We start from the raw sequence: 21290 nt of genomic DNA, 5'->3' as shown, positions 1-21290 counted from the left end.
CATGAACCCAGGCACCCGGTGCCTGCTTCATCAGTACACGCCAATACCCTGGCGATCCCCTGGAGGATCGCTCAAAACCGCAGGTCAGACACTACGCGGGGCGCAGCCCAGGACATGGCGCTTCACCAGCACCCCGATATCGGGGTCCTGGCTGCGGAACGCCGCGACCAGGGCCTCGTGCTCCTCCGCGTAGGACTTCTGGACCGTGCCCAGCCACCGGATGGACAGGGCGGTGAACACCTCGATGCCCAGGCTCTCCCAGGTGTGCAGCAGCACGCTGTTGCCCGCGGCCCGCACCAGCTCCCGGTGGAAGCCCACCGTGTGCCGCACCTGCGCCGTGCCGTCCTGGACGCGGTCGGCCTCCCACAGGGCCGCCACGTGCGGTTCCAGGGCCGAGCAGTCGGCCGCCAGCCGCGGGGCGGCCAGCTCGGCCGCGATCTGCTCCAGGCCGGCCCGGACGGGGTAGATCTCCTCCAGGTCGGCCGCCGAGAGGTTCCGGACGCGCACGCCCTTGTTCGGGGCCGACTCGATCAGCCGCAGCGTCTCCAGCTCGCGCAGCGCCTCGCGCACGGGCGTCTGGCTGACCTCCAGCTCCACGGCGATCCGGCGCTCCACGATCCGCTCGCCGGGCTTCCAGCGCCCGCTGACGATCCCCTCCACGATGTGCTCGCGGATCTGCTCGCGCAGCGAGTGCACGACGGGTGGGGTGATCATCGGCGCTTCAACTCCTGTGGGGGCGGGCACGCGGGGGCCTGATGCGTAACAATACGGCGGTCGTGGCCTGCTGCGATGGGTTCCGAGTCAGGGACCCAGGGTGAGGCTCGTTACAACGACGGCGCCCCCGCCCGGACGGATCCGGACGGGGGCGCCGCAGGCGGCAGCCGGGGCTGCGCGCGGGGCCTTACAGGCCGAGCTCGACCTCGAACTCGCCGGCCTCGAGGATCGCCTTGACCGCGCCGAGGTACCGGGCCGCGTCCGCGCCGTCCACCAGGCGGTGGTCGTAGGACAGGGTCAGGTACGTCATGTCGCGGATGCCGATGTTCGTGCCCTCGGCGGTCTCGATGACCACCGGGCGCTTGACCGTGGCACCGATGCCCAGGATGGCGACCTGGTTCGGCGGCACGATCACCGTGTCGAACAGCGCGCCGCGCGAGCCGGTGTTGCTGATGGTGAAGGTCGCGCCGGACAGCTCGTCCGGGGTGATCTTGTTGCCGCGGACCTTGGCGGCCAGGTCGGCGGTCGCCTTGGAGATGCCCGCCAGGTTGAGGTCACCGGCACCCTTGATGACCGGGGTCATCAGGCCCTTCTCGGAGTCCACGGCGATGCCGATGTTCTCCGAGTCGAAGTAGGTGATGGTGCCCTCGTCGTCGTTGATCCGGGCGTTGACGACCGCGTGGGCCTTCAGCGCCTGGGCGGCGGCCTTGACGAAGAACGGCATCGGGGACAGCTTGACGCCCTCGCGGGCGAGGAAGCCGGCCTTGGCCTTCTCGCGCAGCTTCATGATCTTGGTGATGTCCACCTCGACCACGGAGCTGAGCTGCGCCTGCGAGTGCAGGGCCTTCATCATGTTGTCGCCGATGACCTTGCGCATGCGGGTCATCTTGACCGTCTGGCCGCGCAGCTCCGACACCGCGGCCGGAGCCTTGGCGGCGGCCGGGGCGGCAGCGGCGGCGGGAGCCGGGGCGGCAGCGGCGGCCTTGGCGGCCTCGGCGGCGGCCAGGACGTCCTGCTTGCGGATACGGCCGCCGACGCCGGTGCCGGTGACCGCGGACAGGTCGACGCCGGACTCCGAGGCGAGCTTGCGCACCAGCGGGGTCACGTACGCGCCCTCGTCGCCGGAGACGGCGGCGGGAGAGGGAGCGGCGGCGACGGGAGCGGGAGCGGCGGCCGGAGCCGGAGCGGCCGGAGCCGGAGCGGCGACCGGGGCCGGAGCGGCGACCGGGGCCGGAGCGGCCACGGGGGCCGCCGGAGCCGGAGCAGCCGGAGCCGGGGCAGCGGCGGCCGGGGCGGCGGCGGCCGGAGCCGGAGCGGCGGCAGCAGGGGCCGCGGCCGGAGCCGCGCCCGCGACGCCGATGACGGCCAGACGGGCGCCGACCTCGGCGGTCTCGTCCTCGCCGACCAGGATCTCCAGCAGGGTGCCGGAAACCGGCGCGGGGATCTCGGTGTCGACCTTGTCCGTGGAGACCTCGAGCAGCGGCTCGTCGGCCTCGACGGACTCGCCGACCTCCTTCAGCCAGCGGGTGACGGTGCCCTCGGTGACGGACTCGCCCAGCGCGGGCAGCACGACGTCCGTGCCGGAGGCGGCGCCCGCCGGAGCGGCGGCCGGGGCAGCCGGGGTCTCGGCCGGTGCGGGGGCGGCCGGGGCCTCGGCGGCAGCGGGCTCGGCCGCCGGGGCGGCAGCGGGCTCGGCGGCCGGGGCGGCGGCCTCGGCCGGAGCGCCGGAGCCGTCGTCGATCACGGCCAGCTCGGCGCCGACCTCGACGGTCTCGTCCTCGGCGACCTTGATGGAGGCCAGGATGCCGGAGACGGGCGAGGGGATCTCGGTGTCGACCTTGTCGGTCGAGACCTCGAGCAGCGGCTCGTCGGCCTCGACGCGCTCGCCCTCGGCCTTCAGCCAACGGGTGACAGTTCCCTCGGTGACGCTCTCGCCGAGCGCCGGAAGGGTTACGGAAACCGACATGGTTTCAGTTGCTCCTAACGGAAGTGCGGAAGTGGTCGTCGCGCCCGTGACGATCAGTCGTGGTTGTGCAGCGGCTTGCCGGCCAGAGCCAGGTGGGCCTCGCCGAGGGCTTCGTTCTGGGTCGGGTGCGCGTGGATGAGCTGCGCGACCTCGGCCGGCAGGGCTTCCCAGTTGTAGATCAGCTGGGCTTCGCCCACCTGCTCGCCCATGCGGTCACCGACCATGTGGATACCGACCACGGCACCGTCCTTGACCTGGACGAGCTTGATCTCGCCCGCGGTCTTCAGGATCTTGCTCTTGCCGTTGCCCGCGAGGTTGAACTTCGCGGCGATGACCTTGTCCGCACCGTAGATCTCCTTGGCCTTGGCCTCGGTGATACCGACGGAGGCGACCTCGGGGTGGCAGTACGTGACGCGCGGGACACCGTCGTAGTCGATCGGAACGGTCTTCAGACCGGCCAGACGCTCCGCGACCAGGATGCCCTCGGCGAAGCCGACGTGCGCGAGCTGGAGGGTGGGGACGAGGTCGCCCACGGCCGAGATCGTCGGCACGTTGGTCTGCATGTACTCGTCGACCAGGACGTAGCCGCGGTCCATCGCGACGCCCTGCTCCTCGTAGCCCAGGCCCTGGGAGACCGGACCGCGGCCGATGGCGACCAGCAGCACCTCGGCCTCGAAGGTCTTGCCGTCGGCCAGCGTCACGCGGACGCCGTTCTCGGTGTACTCGGCCTTGTCGAAGAAGGTGCCGAGGTTGAACTTGATACCGCGCTTGCGGAAGGCGCGCTCGAGGATCTTCGAGCTGTTCTCGTCCTCGACCGGGACGAGGTGCTTGAGGCCCTCGATGACGGTCACGTCGGTGCCGAAGGACTTCCACGCCGAGGCGAACTCGACGCCGATGACGCCGCCGCCCAGGATGATCGCGGACTGCGGCACGCGGTCCAGGACCAGCGCGTGGTCCGAGGAGATGATGCGGTTGCCGTCGATGTCCAGGCCCGGCAGCGACTTCGGCACGGAGCCGGTCGCCAGCAGCACGTGGCGGCCCTGGACCCGCTGGCCGTTCACGTCGACGGAAGTCGGCGAGGAGAGGCGTCCCTCACCCTCGATGTAGGTCACCTTGCGGGAGGCGACCAGCCCCTGCAGGCCCTTGTACAGGCCGGAGATGACATCGTCCTTGTACTTGTGCACACCGGCGATGTCCACGCCCTCGAAAGAGGCCTTGATGCCGAACTGTCCGGCTTCGCGCGCCTGGTCGGCGATCTCACCGGCGTGCAGCAGAGCCTTTGTGGGGATGCAGCCGTTGTGCAGGCAGGTGCCGCCGAGCTTGTTCTTCTCGATCAGCGCAACGTCGAGACCCAGCTGGGATGCGCGCAGCGCCGCGGCGTAACCGCCACTGCCACCGCCGAGGATCACTAGGTCGAAAACGGTGCTGGCGTCGTTCGCCACGTCACGTCCTCCATGCATGTGCGCCGGGCACCGGTCCTCTGTGACCGGGCGGCGGCTGGTAATCGGCCGCTTGTTTCTTCGGCCCTGTGGTGGGGGCCCTGTCCTGCCGAGAACCCATCTTCGCATTTGTCGGGGGAACGCGGGACGCCGGGCCCCGGCTGTGCACCGTCGTTCTGCCCGAGATCCGGGTTACCCGTGCGTAGAAACCTACTGATTCCCGAGGTTTCTTCCAGGGCGAACGCGCCCCGGGACCCTGTCCGGGGTCCCGGGGCGCGGCGTGCGTCACAGAGGGCGTCTCACGGAGTGGTACGTGCGGCGCCGGTGCGAGGCGGGCGGTACGTCAGCCGAGGTCGCCGGTGGCGGTGCGCTCGGCCAGCCGCACCAGGGTGCGCACGGCGGAGCCGGTGCCGCCCTTGGGGGTGTAGCCGTACGGGGCGCCCTCGTGGAAGGCGGGGCCCGCGATGTCCAGGTGCGCCCAGGTGATGCCCTCGCCGACGAACTCCTGGAGGAAGAGGCCGGCCACCAGGCCGCCGCCCATCCGCACGCCCATGTTGGCGATGTCGGCGGTGGGGGAGTCCATGGTCTTGCGCAGCTCCTCGGGGAGCGGCATCGGCCAGGAGGACTCGCCGACCTCCTCCGCGATCTCGTGGATCGAGGTGCGGAAGGCGTCGTCGTTGGCCATGATCCCGAAGGTCCGGTCGCCGAGCGCCAGCACCATCGCACCGGTCAGGGTGGCGACGTCGACGATCGCGTCCGGGTTCTCCTCGGAGGCCTTGGTCAGGGCGTCGCCCAGGACCAGGCGGCCCTCGGCGTCCGTGTTCAGCACCTCGACGGTCTTGCCGCTGTACATGCGCAGCACGTCGCCGGGCTTGGTGGCGGAGCCGGAGGGCATGTTCTCGGCGAGCGCGAGCCAGCCGGTGACGTTGACCTTCAGGCCCAGCTTGGCGGCGGCGATGACGGCGGCGAAGACGGCGGCGGCGCCGGACATGTCGCACTTCATCGTCTCGTTGTGGCCGGCCGGCTTCAGGGAGATGCCGCCCGAGTCGTAGGTGATGCCCTTGCCGACGAAGGCGAGCGTCTTCTCCGCCTCGGCGTGGGTGTAGGAGAGCCTCACCAGGCGCGGCGGGTTCTCGGAGCCCTTGCCGACGCCCATGATGCCGCCGTAGCCGCCCTTGACCAGCGCCTTCTCGTCGAGGATCTGGACCTTGACGCCGTTCTCCTTGGCGGTCGCGGAGGCGACGGCGGCGAAGGCCTCGGGGGTGAGGTCGTTCGGCGGGGTGTTGATCAGGTCGCGGGCGACGTTGACCTCGGTGGCGACGACGACGGCGCGCTCGGCGGCGGCCTTGTGCTCCTTGTCGCGCGGCTTGGCACCGAGCAGGACCACGTCGGCCAGCGGCTGCTTGGGGCCGCCCTGCTTGTCGCCCTTGCCGTTCTTCTTCTCGCCGCCCTGGTACGCGGTGAAGGCGTACGCGCCCAGCAGCGCGCCCTCGGCGACGGCGGTGACGGCGGAGGCGTCGTCCACGGGGAGGGCGAAGGCGGCCTTCTTGGAGCCGTGCAGGGCGCGGGCGGCGGAGCCGGCGGCGCGGCGCAGGGCCTCCTCGTCGAAGGACTCGTCCTGCTCCGGGGCCGCTCCCAGGCCGACCACCAGCACGACCGGGGCCTTGAGGCCGGCCGGGGCGGGCAGCTTGGTGGTCTCGCCCTCGGCGCCCGTGGCGCCGAGCGAGTCGAGCACGGCGGCGAGCTTTCCGTCGAACGCCTTGTCCACGGCCTCGGCGCCGGCGGCCACGACGAGGCCCTTCGGGCCCTTCGCCACGCCGACCACGAGGGCGTCGGCGCGCAGCGTCGCAGCGCCGGCAGTGCTGAGAGTCAGAGCAGTCACGGTGGTGAAGTCTCGCTTCCGTTTGTGTTAGTGGGCGCTTGGGTCGCGTCGGGGTCACCGGCCGCTCCGCAGCGATCGTATTAGGGCCCGGCGGCCGCCGGAAATGAGCCTACGCGCACGTACTCGTCCGGACGCCACTCGAAGGTTTGTCAAGCTGTTCGATCAATGCGCGGCCAGGTTCACCCATCTGTGGACTCTGCTCCAGGTTTGCCCCTTAGACCGGACGAGGTCCGAGAGACTCGGGTCACTCTCGCAAGGGGACGTGGGGTCCTTTTGCATGAATTTCCACAGCGCCTCCCCGGCCCGGCCGTCCGCCAAGGGCCGCTGTCGAGGGATGCCTGCGGGGGGAAAGGCCGAAATGGTCAACAGGAACCGGATGAACAGGGTCGCCGCCGCGATGGCCGCAGCAGCCCTGATGTCCGTGGCAGTACCCGCCGCGACCGCCCAAGCGGCGGTCGTGACACCGCGCGTCGACCTGAAGGTGCTGGTCGTGGACGACGGCGGCAGCTCGGTCGGGGCGATCACCGCCCAGCTCAAGGACACCGGGGTCCCCTACACCCGGGTCGATCTGGCCAGTGCCGGCCGCCCCGTCATCGACGCGGCGTTCCTCGCCGACACCGTCGACGGCCGGCCCCGGGCCAAGTACCAGGGGGTCGTCCTCCCCAACGAGAACCCCTTCGGCGAGGGCTCCGCCGAGATGGCGGCGCTCACCGCGTACGAGACGGCGTACGGGATCCGCCAGGTCGACGCCTACACCTGGGCCCACCCGGGAGTCGGGCTCGAGTACACGGACAACGGCGGCTACAGCGGCCAGCTCGACGGCACCCAGGCCGCCGTCACCGCGGCCGGCAAGGCCGGCCCCTTCGGCTACCTCGGCGGTCAGGTCGCCTTCGAGGACAACTCCGCCGTGGTTCCGGAGAGCTTCGGGTTCATGGGCAAGCCGCGCACCGGCTACACCAGCTACCTGGACGCCCCCGTCACCGGCGGACGGGCCTCGCTCGTCGGCGAGTACGCCCACGACGGGCGCAGCGAGCTCGTCGTCACCTTCGGCTACAACCAGTACCAGCAGCAGTTCCGGCTGCTGGCCCGAGGGATCGTCGAGTGGCTGACCCAGGGCGTCCACCTCGGGCAGGAGCGCAGCTACTTCGCGGTCCACGTGGACGACGTCTTCGCGCCGGACGCCCGCTGGAGCAAGGAGCTCGACTGCACGCCCGGCGACTACGCCTGCGCGGGCGGCGAGGGCAAGGAGAGCACCATCCGGATGACCGCCGCCGACGCCCAGTACGCGGCGCAGTGGCAGACGTCCAAGAACTTCAAGCTGGACATGCTCTTCAACGCGGGCGCCGGCGAGGAGTGGAAGGCCGAGAACGGCGGCACCGACGCGCTGACCGCCCAGCTCGTCGCCGACCGCGCCAAGTACCGCTGGATGAACCACACCTACTCCCACCCCTTCCTCGGCTGCGTCCAGGACACCAGCACCAACCCCTGGACCTGCACCAAGAACGCCCAGGGCGCCGTCAACTGGATGAGCCGCGCCGAGATCTCCGCGCAGATCCGCGACAACAACAACTGGGCGCTCTCCAAGGGCATCACCACCGACCGCACCGAGCTCGTCACCGGCGAGCACTCCGGCCTCAAGACCCTCCCGCAACAGCCCCAGGACAACCCCAACCTGGCCGGCGCCCTCGCCGACAACGGCGTCAAGTGGGCCGGCAGCGACAACTCCCGCGAGCCCGACCAGCGGGCGGTCGGCGCCGCCCTGACCGTCCCCCGCTACCCGATGAACGTGTACTACAACACGGGCACCAACGCGGAGATGGCCGACGAGTACAACTGGATCTACACCAGCCGCGCCGACGGCGGCAGCGGCATCTGCGAGGACAACCCGGCGACCTCCACCTGCCTGCCGGCCCCGCTGGACACCGCCACCGGCTACCTCGACCACATCGTCCCGGCCGAGGCGCGGACCGCCCTGCGCCACGTGCTGGCCAACGACCCGCGCCCGCACTACGTCCACCAGTCCAACCTCGCCGAGGACCGCACCCTCTACCCGGTGCTCAACCAGGTCCTCGACACCTACCGGTCCCTCTACGCGCCCAGCGCGCCGATCGTCAACCAGAGCATGAAGGACACCGGCGTCGAGCTCCAGCGCCGCGCCGCCTGGGACAAGGCGCTCGCCGCCGGCAAGGTGACCGCCTACAGGATCGGCAAGGACGTCGTCGTCAAGGCGCCCTCCGGAGTCGTCGCCCCGGTCACCGCACCCAACGGGACGAAGAAGCAGATGCTGCTCGGCACCACCGACTTCGGCACCGCCTACGCCGGCACCCGCTCCGCCTGGACGGCTCCCGAGCTGCTCCAGTCCGCGGTCACGCTCAAGCTCCTCTGACCGCACCGCACCGCATGCACGGGTGAGTGAGCCGAAGGGGGCGCGTCGGCGAAGGAGGGCGAGCGCCCGGAGGAAACCGCGAGGCACGAGCGGTTCCGAGGACGCACGCCCTCCTGGAGCCGGCTGAAGCGCCCCCGGAGGCGAACGAGCCCCAAAAGAAGAGAGTCCTGGGGGGACACACCGCATGAGCCATGGGCGCCATGTCACCATGCTCACCGAAGGCACCTACCCGCACGTCCACGGGGGCGTCAGCACCTGGTGCGACCAGCTGGTACGCGGTATGCCGGAGGTCGACTTCAACGTCATAGCCCTGACCGGCTCCGGACGCGAGCCGGTCACCTGGGAGCTGCCGCGCAACGTCTACCGGCACACCGCCGTCCCGCTCTGGGGCCCGCCGCCCCACCGGACCCGCCGGTCGGCCCTGCGGGGCAAGGCCCGCCGCCGCTTCACCGACACCTACGAAGCCTTCCTGCTCTCCCTGATCGATCCTCCCCCAGCTACCGCCGGGGGGACCCCCGAACACGGCGGCTTCTCCGAGGCGCTGGGCGAACTCGCCCGCCTCGCCCGCGCCGGCCGGCTCGCCCCGGCCCTGCGCTCCGAGTCGGTCCTGCGCCTGCTGATGGCCGTATGGACCCGCCCCGGCCTCGTCACCGCCGCGGCCCGGCCCACCATCCACGACGCGCTCACCGCCACCGACCTGCTGGAACACGCCCTGCGGCCGCTGTCCGTACGCATCCCGCCCGACAGCGTCGCCCACGCCGTCAGCAGCGGCCTCGCCACCCTCCCCGCCCTCGCCGCCAAACACCTGGACGGGGTGCCCTTCCTCCTCACCGAGCACGGCATCTACCTGCGCGAGCGCTACCTCGGCTACCGCAGCGCCGCCCAGCGCTGGCCCGTCAAGGCCCTGATGCTGGGCTTCTACCGCGAGCTGAACTCCGAGGGCTACCGGCAGGCCGACCTGATCACCCCCTGCAACCAGTACAACCGCCGCTGGGAGGAACGCGGAGGCGCCGACTCCGAACGGATCCGCACCGTCTACAACGGCGTCGACCCGCACGTCTTCCCCGAGGCCGGCCCCGAACCGGAGGTGCCCACCCTCAGCTGGTGCGGCCGCATCGACCCGATCAAGGACCTCGAAACCCTCATCCGCGCCTACGCGTTCATGCGCGAGGAGCTCCCCGCCCTGCGCCTGCGCCTCTTCGGCCCGGTCCCCGCCGGCTGCGAGGACTACAAGCTGCGCCTGGAGAAGCTCGCCGCCGAACTCGGCGTCAGCGACGGCATCACGTACGAGGGCCGCATCGACCAGGTCGCCAAGGCCTACGCGGTGGGCTCCGTCGTCATGCTCTCCAGCATCAGCGAGGGCTTCCCCTTCAGCATCATCGAGGCCATGTCCTGCGGCCGCACCACCGTCTCCACCGACGTCGGAGGCGTGCGCGAGGCCGTCGGCGACACCGGTCTCGTCGTCCCGCCCCGCGAGCCCGAGACCATGGCCCGCGCCACCCTCGCCCTGCTCCGCGACGACGAACGCCGCGCCGAACTCGGCCGGATGTCCCGCAAACGGGTCGTCGAGAAGTTCACCCTCCACCAGTCCGTCGACGGCTTCCGGCACATCTACCGCGAACTCGCCGACCGGACGCGGGCCGGCCGGCCGGTCCTGCCCCCGCACACCGGCGACTGGAGCGGGCACCTCGCCGACCCCTGGTCCAAGGACCCCTGGCACAAGGAACTGGCCGCCGACGGGAGCGTGTGGTGAGCGGATCCCTCTGGCTCAAGCCGCCCGGCCCGGACGGCTCCTGGGTCCACGTCGGCCACCCGGCACCCGCCGGCCGCACCGACACCCTGCCCGACCTGCCCCGGCCCCGCCCCGGCCGGCCCGGGGCCCCGGCCGCCGATCCCATGGACGAACTCGCCGAACGACTTGGCGTGTTCGTCGCCGCGGCCGTCCACCCCGACGAGATCGCCGCCATCCTCGAATCCGACGGGATGACCGACGAGTACATCCGCCTCACCTACGGCCGCCAGGACTCCTTCGCCCTCGCCGAGGAGCTCTACGCCCGCGTCCCCCGCTCCTTCCCCGAGCCCGACCGGCTCCCCGACCCCTGGAAGGTCTCCCTCACCGCCTGCCTGCTCCGCGGGGTGATCTTCGCCCTGCCCGGCCTCGCCTACGTCCTCGGCGCCCCCCTGCTGGAAGGCCCCCCGGACCGGCTCGGACTGCCCGCCGGCACCCTGACCCTGCTCGCCGGCGCCCTCATCGGCTGGGTCTGGGACCAGAGCCTGTCCCACCGCGCCTACTCCTGGCTCGGCCTCGGCGACCGGGCCGCCGCCGGGCGGACCCTGCTCGTCGGAGCCCCCGCCGGGGCGCTGCTCGGCACGGCCGCCGCCTTCGCCGTCCCCGGCGGGCCGCCGTTCTCGTACGCCTTCGCCGCCGGGCAGGCCGTGTACGTCGGCGCCGCCACCGTGCTGCTGGTGCTGGGCCGCGAACGGGTGCTGCTGGCCGCACTCGGCCCCATGGCCGCCGGCGCGGTCCTCGCACTCTCCACCGGCCTGCCCGTACCCGTACGGATCACCCTGCTCGTGGTGTCCCTGCTGGCGGCGTGCACTCTCGCCCTGCGGGAGCTGCCGCTGGCCGAGGGCGTACGGGCGGGCGTGCGCAGGATCCTCCGCTGGGCGGAGCGCCGCCCGGGCGAAGGCGGCCCGGTGCGCTGGCGGATGCTGCGCGGCCCCGAGGAGGACCACGCCCGGCGCGGGCCCCGCCTCGGCGACTCCGCGCCCTACGGGGTCTTCGGCCTCGGCACCGGCCTGCTGGTGCTGTACGCCGCCCTGGGGGAGGTGCTCAGCGGCGGCCCCGCCGAGGCGGTCGCCGCGCCCTCCGCCGTGGCGCTCACCCTCAGCATGGGCCCCGCCGAATGGCTGCTCCACCGCTTCCGCAGCGGCAGCCTCGCCGGGCTGCGCGCGGCCCGCTCGCCCGGGGCGTTCTGGCGCAGGATGCTCGTCACCCTGGCCCGGTGCCTCTGCGTTTACCTGGCGGTGCTGCTCGCCCTGGGCGTCACCGGCACCCTGCTGTGGCCGCACGCGCCCGGCCTGACCGCACTGCGCGTCGCCACCCTGCTGCTGCTCGGCGCCGTGATGTGGACCGGGCTGCTGCTCCAGTCCTTCGGCGCCGTCCGGCCCGCCGCGGTGGTCTGCGCCGGGGCCGCCTGCGCGCAGAGCCTGGCCCTGCTGGCCGGGATCGGGCAGCCGCGCCTGGTCCAGCTGGCGGTCGCCGGCACCGCCGCGGCCGCCCTGGCCGTGCTGGTCTGCCTGCTCCTCGGCCGGGCCACGGCACACCGCTGACCCGCCGCGGGCCCGCCCGCGACCCCCCGACCCGTGACCCCGCACGAGAAGACGAAGGACCCCATGCTGCTGGTGCCGCTCTACGAGCACCCCGCCGACCGGCCCGACGCCTGGGAGCGGCTCATCCGCTCCGCCGGGCAGCTGCACTCGGTGGTGCTCAACCCCGACAGCGGGCCCGGGCGGGCCCCCGACGAGCGGTTCGCCGCCGTCTCCGCACGGCTGCGCGACGCGGGCGTGCCCGTCCTCGGCTACACCGACACCGACTACGGGCGGCGCCCGCACGCCGCCGTCGTCCAGGACCTGCTGCGCCACCGCGACTGGTACGGCGTCGACGGGGCGTTCCTCGACCAGGCCGCCGCCGACCGGGAACTGCTCGGGCACTACGGCCGGCTCGCCGTCGCGGCCCGCGCGGCGGGCGCCCGTACCCTCGTCCTGAACCACGGCGTCCACCCGCACCCCGGGTACGCCCGCATCGCCGACCTGCTCGTCACCTTCGAGGGCCCCTGGGACGCCTACCGCGACACGGCCGCGGCGCCGCCGCCGTGGACGGCCGACCACCCCGCGCAGCGCTTCTGCCACCTCGTGTACGCGGTCCCGCCGGGCGCGCCCGCCGCCGAACTCGCGGCGCAGCGGCACGCCGGGGTGCACTGCGCCGTCCCCGGCACCGGAGCGCACCCGTGGGGAACCCTCCCGAACGCCCTGGAGGCCGCCGGATGAAGCGTTCCACCACCGCCCTCGCCGCGGGCTGCGCCGCCGCGCTGCTGCTGCTCACCGCCTGCACCGCCGACCCGGACGACGACGAGAGCCCGGGGCCCGCCCCGTCCTGGCCCTCCCAGGCGCCGGGGGAGCGGTGGCAGCCCCGCCCGGGCACGGGCTGGCAGTGGCAGCTCAGCGGCGAGCTCGACACGTCGGTGGACGTGCCGGTGTACGACATCGACGGGTTCAACACCACCAAGGAGCAGGTCGCCGCCCTGAAGAAGGACGGCCGCCGGACCATCTGCTACATCTCCGCCAGCGCCTGGGAGGACTTCCGCCCGGACGCCGGGGACTTCCCCGAGTCGATGCTCGGCAAGGGCAACGGCTGGGAGGGCGAGCGCTGGCTCGACATCCGGCGGGTGGCCGAACTGGAACCGCTGATGGCGAAGCGGTTCGACATGTGCCGCGACAAGGGCTTCGACGCGGTGGAGCCGGACAACATGGACGCCTACCGCAACACCTCCGGCTTCCCGGTCACCGCCGACGACCAGCTGAAGTTCAACCGGTTCGTCGCGAAGCTCGCCCACGACCGGGGCATGGCGGTCGGACTCAAGAACGACCTCGACCAGATCCCGGAGCTGGTCGGCGACTTCGACTTCGCCGTCAACGAGCAGTGCGCCGAATACGACGAGTGCGAGGAGCTGACCCCCTTCATCAAGGCGGGCAAGGCCGTCTTCCACGCGGAGTACGACCTCCCGCCGTCCCGCTTCTGCAAGCAGTCCCGCCGACTGAAACTGAGCTCCTTGCAGAAGAAACTCGAACTGGGCCCCTGGCGCAAGTCCTGCTGACGCGGGCGGCCGGGGGCGGGGGCGGGGGCGGTGAGCGGTAGTCCCTTGGGCGGTCTCACAGTTGGTTTGGGGGTTTCCCGTCAGTCCCATCGTCGTTCCGTGTCGTGCCGGCCTGTCAAGGGCGTTCACTTCGTTCGCGTCACTGCGTGATCGCCTTCGGCGACCCTTGACAGCCCGTCCCGCCCCGGAAAGCCGAAAGACTGCCGGGAAGCCCCCAAAAGAACGGTCACCAGGGAGGACAGGCAGGAGCGGGTCCCTCAGGGATGAGGCGAGGGGTCAGGGGCCAGGGGCCATGGCCTGCCGGGCATCCGGCGGCCTTGATCCCGGGGCCGGGGGCCCGGCCACCCGCACGAAAGGCTGACCACAGCCCCCCGCGGAGCCCCCAGACGCGTCAGATCGCTACGCGCTCCTCACATCTCAGCGTCCGGTCCCCGTTTGGCTTGACGACCAGGGGCGCTCACTGGTGGCTTGCCAGGCGGGATCAAGCTCTTCGGGCCTCGAAGCACGCGCGCGACGCTCGTGCAACCAACGCCAGATCACGTGCACGACCAGAGCACACGCGACAGCAACAGCGATGAACCGGATGGTGTGCCAGGTGTGCACGACAACCGAACTCGCCCCGCGAGACTCCCCGTCCAGGCGCATGGAGGTCTCATAGAAGGCGACGACCGGAATGAGGAGCCGAAAGAAGAGGCCGCCGACACCCGGAATGCGCGCCACGTTGCCGAGGAACCCGACGGGTGCCCCGAACGCAAACGCCAGCGTTCCCCACACCAGGATTTTGGACAGCGACCCCCCGCCTGATGTGCCGAACCCCTCCGGGGTGGCGGGGCTGAGGTCCTTGAACAGGTAGTAGGCGGTCACTCCGATGGCCAGCCCGAAAGGTGCCAGCAAGGCCGACTCGATTTTGGACCGACGGAGGTAGCCCACCAGGAACGCATAACAGGCCCACGACCACCCACCGGCGAAGATGGCGTTCACGACCACGCTGACGGGATTGTCCGACTTCTCGGAAAGAGGGCCCAGCAGGCCGAGTGCCAGACCGATCCCGAGTGGCCCTGCCAGCGACGCGGCGCGTGTGAGCGTAGAGCTTGTGATGTCTCTTCTCCGTCCATTCCGAACCCAAGCGGAGATCCTGAGTCAAGCCGTCTCGGCGCAGGACCAGTCAGTCCAGGGGGAGGGACTGCGTCAGGACCGTCGGTACGCCCACATCGGCTCCCCTTGCCAACCGGCGCGAGGATCTCGACGAGGTCCCGGGCTACGGGTGCATCGTGTCATGGGCCCATGGCACGCTCCAGGGTGAGTAGTTCGCGGACCATGCGTGCGGACTTGGGTCTGGTCAACATGTGGTGCAGGTATCAGCCCAAGACGGCCGCCGGGCGCTGAGCAAAGAGGAGCGCGTAGCGATCTGTCGCGCCGGGGCGCTCCCCCTGCTGTCCTGGTCGGCGTTTCGTGCAGGTAGCCATGCCCCCAACCCCTCGCCTCGTCCCTGAGGGGGCCGCTCCTGCCTGTCCTCCCTGGTGACCGTTCTTTTGGGGGGTTCCCGGCAGTCTTTCGGCTTTCCGGGGCGGGCTGGTCTGTCAAGGGTGGCCGAAGGCCATCGCGAAGCGACGCGACGAAGGAGCGCCCTTGACGGGCCGGCACGACACGGAACGACGATGGGACTGACGGGAAACCCCCAAGCCAACTGTGAGACCGCCCCAGGGGCTACCGCTCACCCGGCCCCGCCCCGCCCCCCTCACGCCGGCAGGATCGCGTGGACGCGGAAGCCGCCGCCGTAGCGGGGGCCCGCGAAGCAGGAGCCGCCCAGGGCGCCGGTCCGTTCGCGCATGCCGAGCAGGCCGTGTCCGCCGCCCGGGTCGCTCTGGCCCGGCGCCGAGTCCGCCGAGTCGCCCCCGTCGTCCAGCACCGTCACCTCCACCGAGGGCCCCACCCGCACCACGCTCACCTCGGCCCGCGCCCCCGGGCCCGCGTGCTTGCGGACGTTGGTCAGCGCCTCCTGGATCACCCGGTACGCCGCCAGGTCCACGGCCGCCGGCAGCGGCTCGGTGCCGGTGCCCAGCTGGACGGTCGCCGCCACCGGCAGCCCGGCGTGCCGGAAGGTGTCCAGCAGCTCGTCCAGCAGGGCCAGCCCCGGCGCGGGCTCGGTCGGCGCCTCCGGGTCGCCGGACTGCCGCAGCAGCCCGACGGTGGCGCGCAGCTCGTTCAGCGCGCTGCGGCTGGCGTCCCGTACGTGCGCGAGGGCCTCCTTCGCCTGGTCGGGCCGCTTGTCCATGACGTGCGCGGCCACCCCCGCCTGCACGTTGACCAGGGCGATGTGGTGGGCCACCACGTCGTGCAGGTCCCGCGCGATGCGCAGCCGCTCCTCCGCGACGCGGCGCCGGGCCTCCTCCTCACGGGTCCGTTCGGCCCGCTCGGCCCGCTCCCGTATCGCGTCGACGAAGGCCCGCCTGCTGCGCACCGCGTCTCCGGCGGCCGCGGCCATCCCGGTCCAGGCGAAGATGCCGATGTTCTCCTGCGCGTACCAGGGCATCGGGCCGGCCAGCATCGCCACCCCGGTCAGCCCCGCCATCGTCAGCAGCCCGGTCCGCCAGGTGGTCGGCCGGTCGGTGGACGCGGCCACCGTGTACAGGGCGATCACCGCGCTCATGGCGACGGGCGCCCGCGGCTCCGCGGTGGTCAGCTCCAGCAGCGACAGCCCGCAGGTGACGGCGAGCACGGTACGGGGCCGGCGGCGCCGCAGCACCAGGGCGGCCGCGCCGAGCAGCATCAGCAGCAGGGAGAACGCGTCGGGCGTACGGGTGCCGAAGGTGGGCCCGTGCGGCCCGTGCGGCTCGGCGAAGGAGCCGACGACCATGGACACCAGCGCCCCGAACGCGAGGACGGCGTCGGTGGCGAGCGGATGCGCCCGCATCCACTGCCGGGTGCGGGAGAAGGGACCGTGGTCTGTCGTCACCCCGATACGGTACGGGCTCGTCCTAGAGCCGCGCGGGCCCCCGGGGAGGGGGACCGGCGGGGGGCGACGGCGGCCGGGGGCCGAGCGGGGTCCGCGAGCGGGCCGGCCCCCACCTGGCGCGCACCACGCACACGGCCATCACGGCGGCGAGGGCCGCCAAGTGCTCCTTGCCGGCCAGGTTGTTCTTGACCAGCACCTCGCCGGTCATCACCAGGATCACCAGGGCCCCGGTGAGGTACGCCCGGTAGCGCCAGCAGACGTAGACGGCCAGGCCCACCACCGCCGCGGACGGCCCGGTGTCGTTGACGACCCGGTCGGTCACCGGCAGGCCGAAGGGGTGGTCGGGGCCCACCGAGAGCCCGATCCGGGCGTAGGTGGTCCCGGCGAGGGTGGCCACGTACCCGACGAGCAGGGTGCGCCACCAGCCGATGCAGATCTCCGCGATCCCGAAGACCAGCAGGATCTGCGCGAGCGCCCCCCACACGGGCAGGTCGAGGGCCGGTACGAACAGGGACAGCGGGGTGCGCAGCAGCGCGAGCCACAGGGGGTCCGCGGCCTTGACGGAGCCCAGGTTCTGGACCGGCTGGAAACCCCAGGCGGTGTTCTGCACGACCTGGAAGACGGAGGTCAGGCAGACCGCCCCGAGGGTCATCGGGGCGGCCCGCCACCGGTCGCGGGCCAGTGCGTCCCGCACGGTCCCGGAGAGGGGACCCCACTCGCGGCGGGCGAACTGCCGGACCTCCGTCTTCCAGGACGTCAACGAATCGTCTCCAGGTGTTTGCGGTGCAGCCACTTGGGCAGGCCGGGTGCTTCCAGGAAGCCCTCGGCCCGGCCCGCGGCGATACCGATCCGCAGCAGGTCCGAACTCTTCTCGAAGAGCATGAACCGCGGCTCCCAGATCGGGCGGTATTTGGCGTTGGCCCGGTAGAGGGACTCGATCTGCCACCAGCGGGAGAAGAAGCTCAGCAGCGAGCGCCACATGCGCAGCACCGGACCCGCGCCGAGCTTGGACCCCCGCTCGAAGACGGAGCGGAACATCGCGAAGTTGAGCGAGACCTGTGTGACGCCGATCTCCTTCGAGCGTTCCAGCAGCTCGATGACCATGAACTCCATCAGGCCGTTCTCGGAATCCCGGTCACGACGCATCAGGTCCAGGGACAGGCCCTTGGGGCCCCACGGCACGAAGGACAGCACGGCGCGCAGGTCGCCGTTGCCGTCGGTGCACTCGAGCATCACGCACTGCCCGTCGTCCGGGTCGCCCAGGCGGCCCAGCGCCATGGAGAAGCCGCGCTCGGTCGCACCGTCGCGCCAGTCGTCGGCACGCTCCAGCAGGACGGCCATCTCCTCGGACGGGATCTCGGCGTGGCGGCGGATGCGGACCGTGTAGCCGGCCCGCTTGACCCGGTTGTAGGCCTGCCGGACGGTGCGCATGGCGCGGCCCTCCAGCGTGAACTCGTCGGTCTCCACGATGGCCTCGTCGCCGAGTTCCAGGGCGTCCAGGCCGTGCCGGGCGTAGATCTGCCCGGCCTCCTCACTGGCGCCCATCACGGCCGGCACCCAGCCGTGCTCGCGGGCCTCGGCCAGCCACGGCTCGATCGCCCCCGGCCAGGCCTCGGGGTCGCCGATGGGGTCGCCCGAGGCGAGCGAGACCCCGCCGACGACGCGGTAGGTGACGGCGGCCTTGCCGGTCGGGGACCAGATCACGGACTTCTCGCGGCGCAGCGCGAAGTAGCCGAGCGAGTCGCGGTCGCCCTGCTTGGCGAGCAGCGCCCGCAGCCGCTCCTCGTCCTCGGGGGTGAGCGGGTCGACGGCGCGCCGCGAGCGGAACGCCGCGAACAGCACGGCGAGCAGCAGCAGCATCGACATCACGTTGATGAACACGTCCACCCAGGCGGGCGTGGTGATCGCGCGGTAGGCCTTGTCGTCGGGCGCCAGCGTGATCAGCCGCATCACGCCGTAGCGCCAGCGCGCCAGGAACGTGGCGTCGGCGCGGTCGGCGTCGGTGTTGGTGGCGCCGACCAGGAGGGCGGCGATCAGCGAGGTGAGCAGCAGGCCGACGGCGGCCACCGCGGTGGCGAGCTTCGGGTTGGAGCGGTCGCCCTTCGCGTAGAACTCGTGGCGGCCCAGCAGCAGGGCGCCCACGAACGCCGCCGTCAGGACGAGCGAGACCCAGTTCTGCGCGTGCTCACGGAACTCCGGGTAGCACATGTTGAGTTCGCCGCCCGTGCAGGGGGCGAAGGCGGCGACCGCGAAGGCCAGCAGCAGCATCCCGCCGACCACCAGGTTCAGGATCCAGGCGGCCCGCTTGCGGCGGCCCATGGTGACCGCGAGCAGCAGCGAGAACAGCCCGGAGGCGAAGCCGGCCGTCAGCAGGTACGGGGTGTAGAAGTCGGCGGTGTTGTGCCGGCGCAGGTCCTGCCCGAGCGAAAGCCACACCGCGCTGAGGAAGTTCACGAAGGTGACGGCCCGCAGGTACCAGACCGCGAAGGCGGCACTGCGCCGCGACCTGGGAGTGCCCCTGCGGCTCTCCGGCTTCGCGGCCGCTTCCCCTCCCTGCTCCTTCTCCTTCTTGTTGTTGGAACCCTTGCCGGAAGCCTGATCGAGGCTCCGGTCGGTGTCTACGCTGGTCAAGCGGACCTCTCCCATGAAAAGCGATGATATGGGGCGTCGCCGGTCCGCAGCGCAGTGGGAGCACTGCGGACTGGCCAGGCCCGTAGTGCCCGTTGTCTCAGTCCGTCGGCTGTTGCGCGGCAGCCCTCTCCGGGAGGTCCGCCGCGAGCGCGGCGGCCGCCTGGACCAGGGGGAGCGCCAGCAGGGCCCCGGTTCCCTCTCCTACGGTGACGCCGTGGTCGAGCACCGGGTTGAGTGCCATCCGGTCCAGGGCCTTGGCCTGGCCCGGCTCCCCGCTGGACTGCCCGGCCAGCCACCAGTCGGGGGCGCGGAAGGCGGCCCGCTGGGCCACCAGTCCGCAGGCCGCCGAGACGACCCCGTCGAGGATGACCGGCGTACGGCGCACCGCGCTCTGGAGCAGGAAACCGGTGATCGCGGCGACGTCCGCGCCGCCCACCGCCGCCAGCAGCGCCATCTGGTCCCCGAGCACCGGGCGGGCCCGGCGCAGGGAGTCGCGGATGGCGGCGCACTTGCGCATCCAGGCCAGGTCGTCGATGGGCAGCCCGCCGCGGCCGGTGACCACGGACGCGTCCGTCCCGCAGAGCGCGGCCACCAGCGTGGCCGCCACCGTGGTGCCGCCCACGCTCAGATCGCCGAGGACGACGAGGTCCGTACCGGAGTCGGCCTCCTCGTCGGCGACCTGGATGCCGAGCCGCAGCGCGTCCTCGGCCTCCTCGGCCGTCAGCGCGTCCTCCACGTCGATCCGGCCGCTGCCCCGCCGTACGCGGGTGCGCACCACGTCCTCGGGCAGCAGCTCCGGTTCGCAGTCCAGGCCCGCGTCCACGACGCGTACGCCCGCCCCGAACCGGCCCGCCAGCACCGCCACCGGGCTGGTCCCGTCCAGTACCGCGCGCACCAGCTCGTGGGCGCTGCCCGCGGGCCGGGCGGAGACGCCCTGGGAGGCGATCCCGTGGTCGGCGGCGAACAGCACGACCCGCGGCCGCTCGATCGGCCTGACCGGTACCCGGCCCTGCGCGGCGGCCAGCCATTCGGCGAGCTCGTCGAGCCGGCCCAGGGCGCCGGGCGGCACGGCCAGCCGCTCACGGCGCTCCTCGGCGTCACGTCGCACGCCCCCGTCGGGGCGTTCGATCAGATCGGAGAAGTCGTCGAGATTCAGCGTGGTCATCTGCCAGAGATTACAGCCGTCCCGACACTCCCTCAGGGGGTGTGCCGGGTCCGCTTCACCGCGGTGGTGCCTTGAGGACGAGCGCCTGCCCCGCGACCACCAGGAGCACGTGCTCGCACTCGCCCGCGATCGCGTTGTTGAGGCGGCCCAGCTCGTCGCGGAACCGCCGCCCCGACGCGGTCGCCGGAACCACCCCGGAGCCCACCTCGTTGCTGACGAGGACCACGGTGCGGCGCGCGGCGCGGACCGCCGCGCCCAGTTCCGCGGTCCGCTCCCGCAGGGCCTTGCGGCCGGTGGCCGCCCACACCGCGTCGTCCCACGCCCCGGCCCGGTCCATGGCGTCGGTGAGCCACAGCGCGAGGCAGTCGATCAGCAGGGGCGGCCCCGACTGCTCCAGCAGCGGCACCAGTTCGCAGGTCTCCACCGTCCGCCAGGTGGCCGGGCGCCGCTCCCGGTGCAGGCCGACGCGCTGGGCCCATTCCGCGTCGCCGTCGCGGGTGCCGCCGGTGGCGACGTAGACGACCTCGGGGAAGGCGGCCAGGCGCCGCTCCGCCTCGAAGGACTTGCCGGAGCGGGCCCCGCCCAGCACCAGGGTGCGGCGCGGCACGTCCGGTGCCGCGTCGTGGTCGCCGGCCACCACGGTGGTGCCGTCCGGCACGGCCCGCGCCCCGGCCGCCGCGCACCGGCGCTCCAGCTCCGGGCCGGGCGGGGTGTCGTGGTCCAGGTGTACGGCGATCACGTCGGTGGCGGGGCCGACGGCGCCGCTCGCGCGCAGCCGGGCCAGTGCCTCGGGCCGGCCGAGGACGTCCGCGAGGACCAGGTCGTACGGGCGCTGCGCGGCGCCGCCGTCGGTTCCGGCCGGCGCTCCGCCCGGGGGCAGGTACAGCAGCCGGCTCCCGTCGGGGCCCGTGACCTCGTACCCGGTCCCCGGCGCGTCCATCGGCACCGCCCGCACCCGGTGACCGCTGATCACCGCGAGCTCCCGCCCGTCCGGGACCCGTCCGGCGGCGGGCAGCCCCGGCGGCAGCTCGACGGCCGGCCCGTCGTGGGGGTGCGTCAGCAGCACCTGCCGTACGCCGGCCAGCGAATGCCCCGCGCGGGCACCGGCCAGCACCGCCCCGGGGGTCAGGTCGAGCAGCAGCGCCCCGTCCACCAGGACGGAGGTCGCCGCGCGGGCCCGGGTGCCCACGGAGACCGCGCAGGCGGCGCAGGGACAGCCGGGGCGGGGCAGTCCTTCAGGGGTACCGGTGCCGAGCAGAGTGAGTTCCACACGG

15 protein-coding genes are annotated in these 21290 nt (G+C 72.5%); 5 read left to right on the top strand and 10 right to left on the bottom strand.

Features of this window, described 5'->3' with window-relative positions; translation table 11 throughout:
- Positions 1-84: 84 nt before the first annotated feature.
- The 4 genes from AB0D45_RS22960 to AB0D45_RS22945 form a co-directional block, all read right to left on the bottom strand.
- Entirely contained in the window at positions 85-711 is a 627-nt protein-coding gene (locus tag AB0D45_RS22960) for a GntR family transcriptional regulator (RefSeq protein WP_361599949.1), read from the bottom strand.
- 190 nt (positions 712-901) lie between these two features.
- Positions 902-2680, bottom strand: coding sequence for a 2-oxoglutarate dehydrogenase, E2 component, dihydrolipoamide succinyltransferase (gene sucB / locus AB0D45_RS22955; protein ID WP_362461980.1), 1779 nt, complete (start codon positions 2678-2680; stop codon positions 902-904).
- Between the two features lie 53 nt (positions 2681-2733).
- Positions 2734-4122, bottom strand: a complete 1389-nt coding sequence (gene lpdA, locus AB0D45_RS22950) for a dihydrolipoyl dehydrogenase (RefSeq protein WP_361599913.1) — start codon at positions 4120-4122, stop codon at positions 2734-2736.
- Between the two features lie 340 nt (positions 4123-4462).
- Positions 4463-6001, bottom strand: a complete 1539-nt coding sequence (locus AB0D45_RS22945; RefSeq protein WP_361599916.1) for a leucyl aminopeptidase — start codon at positions 5999-6001, stop codon at positions 4463-4465.
- Between the two features lie 376 nt (positions 6002-6377).
- Here AB0D45_RS22945 and AB0D45_RS22940 point away from each other — a divergent pair, with 376 nt between their 5' ends.
- The 5 genes from AB0D45_RS22940 (at position 6378) to AB0D45_RS22920 (ending at position 13264) form a co-directional block, all read left to right on the top strand.
- Positions 6378-8387 (top strand): hypothetical protein, encoded by a 2010-nt coding sequence (locus AB0D45_RS22940; RefSeq protein WP_362461977.1) that lies wholly within the window; start codon positions 6378-6380, stop codon positions 8385-8387.
- 184 nt (positions 8388-8571) lie between these two features.
- The gene (pelF, locus tag AB0D45_RS22935; protein WP_362461974.1) at positions 8572-10140 is read left to right on the top strand and encodes a GT4 family glycosyltransferase PelF; all 1569 of its coding nucleotides are present in this window, start codon (positions 8572-8574) and stop codon (positions 10138-10140) included.
- Positions 10137-11720, top strand: a complete 1584-nt coding sequence (locus AB0D45_RS22930; protein ID WP_362461971.1) for a hypothetical protein — start codon at positions 10137-10139, stop codon at positions 11718-11720. The genes pelF and AB0D45_RS22930 overlap by 4 nt, the downstream gene beginning before the upstream one ends.
- A 63-nt stretch (positions 11721-11783) precedes the next feature.
- Positions 11784-12437 carry a spherulation-specific family 4 protein gene (locus tag AB0D45_RS22925; protein ID WP_362462020.1) on the top strand — a complete coding sequence of 218 codons (654 nt, stop codon included), beginning with the start codon at positions 11784-11786 and terminating at the stop codon, positions 12435-12437.
- On the top strand, positions 12434-13264 hold the full coding sequence (locus tag AB0D45_RS22920; RefSeq protein ID WP_362461968.1) for an endo alpha-1,4 polygalactosaminidase: 831 nt from the start codon (positions 12434-12436) through the stop codon (positions 13262-13264). The genes AB0D45_RS22925 and AB0D45_RS22920 overlap by 4 nt, the downstream gene beginning before the upstream one ends.
- Positions 13265-13681: 417 nt before the next feature.
- Here the strand turns inward: AB0D45_RS22920 and AB0D45_RS22915 are convergent, their stop codons facing one another.
- From AB0D45_RS22915 to AB0D45_RS22890, 6 genes are all read right to left on the bottom strand, one after another.
- Positions 13682-14251 carry a hypothetical protein gene (locus AB0D45_RS22915; RefSeq protein WP_362461966.1) on the bottom strand — a complete coding sequence of 190 codons (570 nt, stop codon included), beginning with the start codon at positions 14249-14251 and terminating at the stop codon, positions 13682-13684.
- A gap of 751 nt (positions 14252-15002) precedes the next feature.
- Positions 15003-16178 carry a histidine kinase gene (locus AB0D45_RS22910; RefSeq protein ID WP_362462017.1) on the bottom strand — a complete coding sequence of 392 codons (1176 nt, stop codon included), beginning with the start codon at positions 16176-16178 and terminating at the stop codon, positions 15003-15005.
- A 64-nt stretch (positions 16179-16242) separates the two neighbouring features.
- The gene (locus AB0D45_RS22905) at positions 16243-16980 is read right to left on the bottom strand and encodes a hypothetical protein (RefSeq protein WP_362461963.1); all 738 of its coding nucleotides are present in this window, start codon (positions 16978-16980) and stop codon (positions 16243-16245) included.
- The gene (locus AB0D45_RS22900; RefSeq protein ID WP_362461960.1) at positions 16977-18866 is read right to left on the bottom strand and encodes a phosphatidylglycerol lysyltransferase domain-containing protein; all 1890 of its coding nucleotides are present in this window, start codon (positions 18864-18866) and stop codon (positions 16977-16979) included. Before AB0D45_RS22900 ends, AB0D45_RS22905 begins: the two co-directional genes overlap by 4 nt.
- A gap of 82 nt (positions 18867-18948) precedes the next feature.
- A complete protein-coding gene (gene cobT, locus AB0D45_RS22895) occupies positions 18949-20016 on the bottom strand; it encodes a nicotinate-nucleotide--dimethylbenzimidazole phosphoribosyltransferase (protein ID WP_362461957.1) in 1068 nt (355 codons plus the stop codon).
- Between the two features lie 55 nt (positions 20017-20071).
- On the bottom strand, positions 20072-21286 hold the full coding sequence (locus AB0D45_RS22890; RefSeq protein ID WP_362461955.1) for a bifunctional adenosylcobinamide kinase/adenosylcobinamide-phosphate guanylyltransferase: 1215 nt from the start codon (positions 21284-21286) through the stop codon (positions 20072-20074).
- Positions 21287-21290: the final 4 nt, after the last annotated feature.

Source organism: Streptomyces sp. NPDC048352, assembly GCF_040651895.1.
Classification (GTDB): Bacteria; Actinomycetota; Actinomycetes; order Streptomycetales; family Streptomycetaceae; genus Streptomyces.
This window is presented reverse-complemented; position numbering and strand designations above follow the sequence as displayed.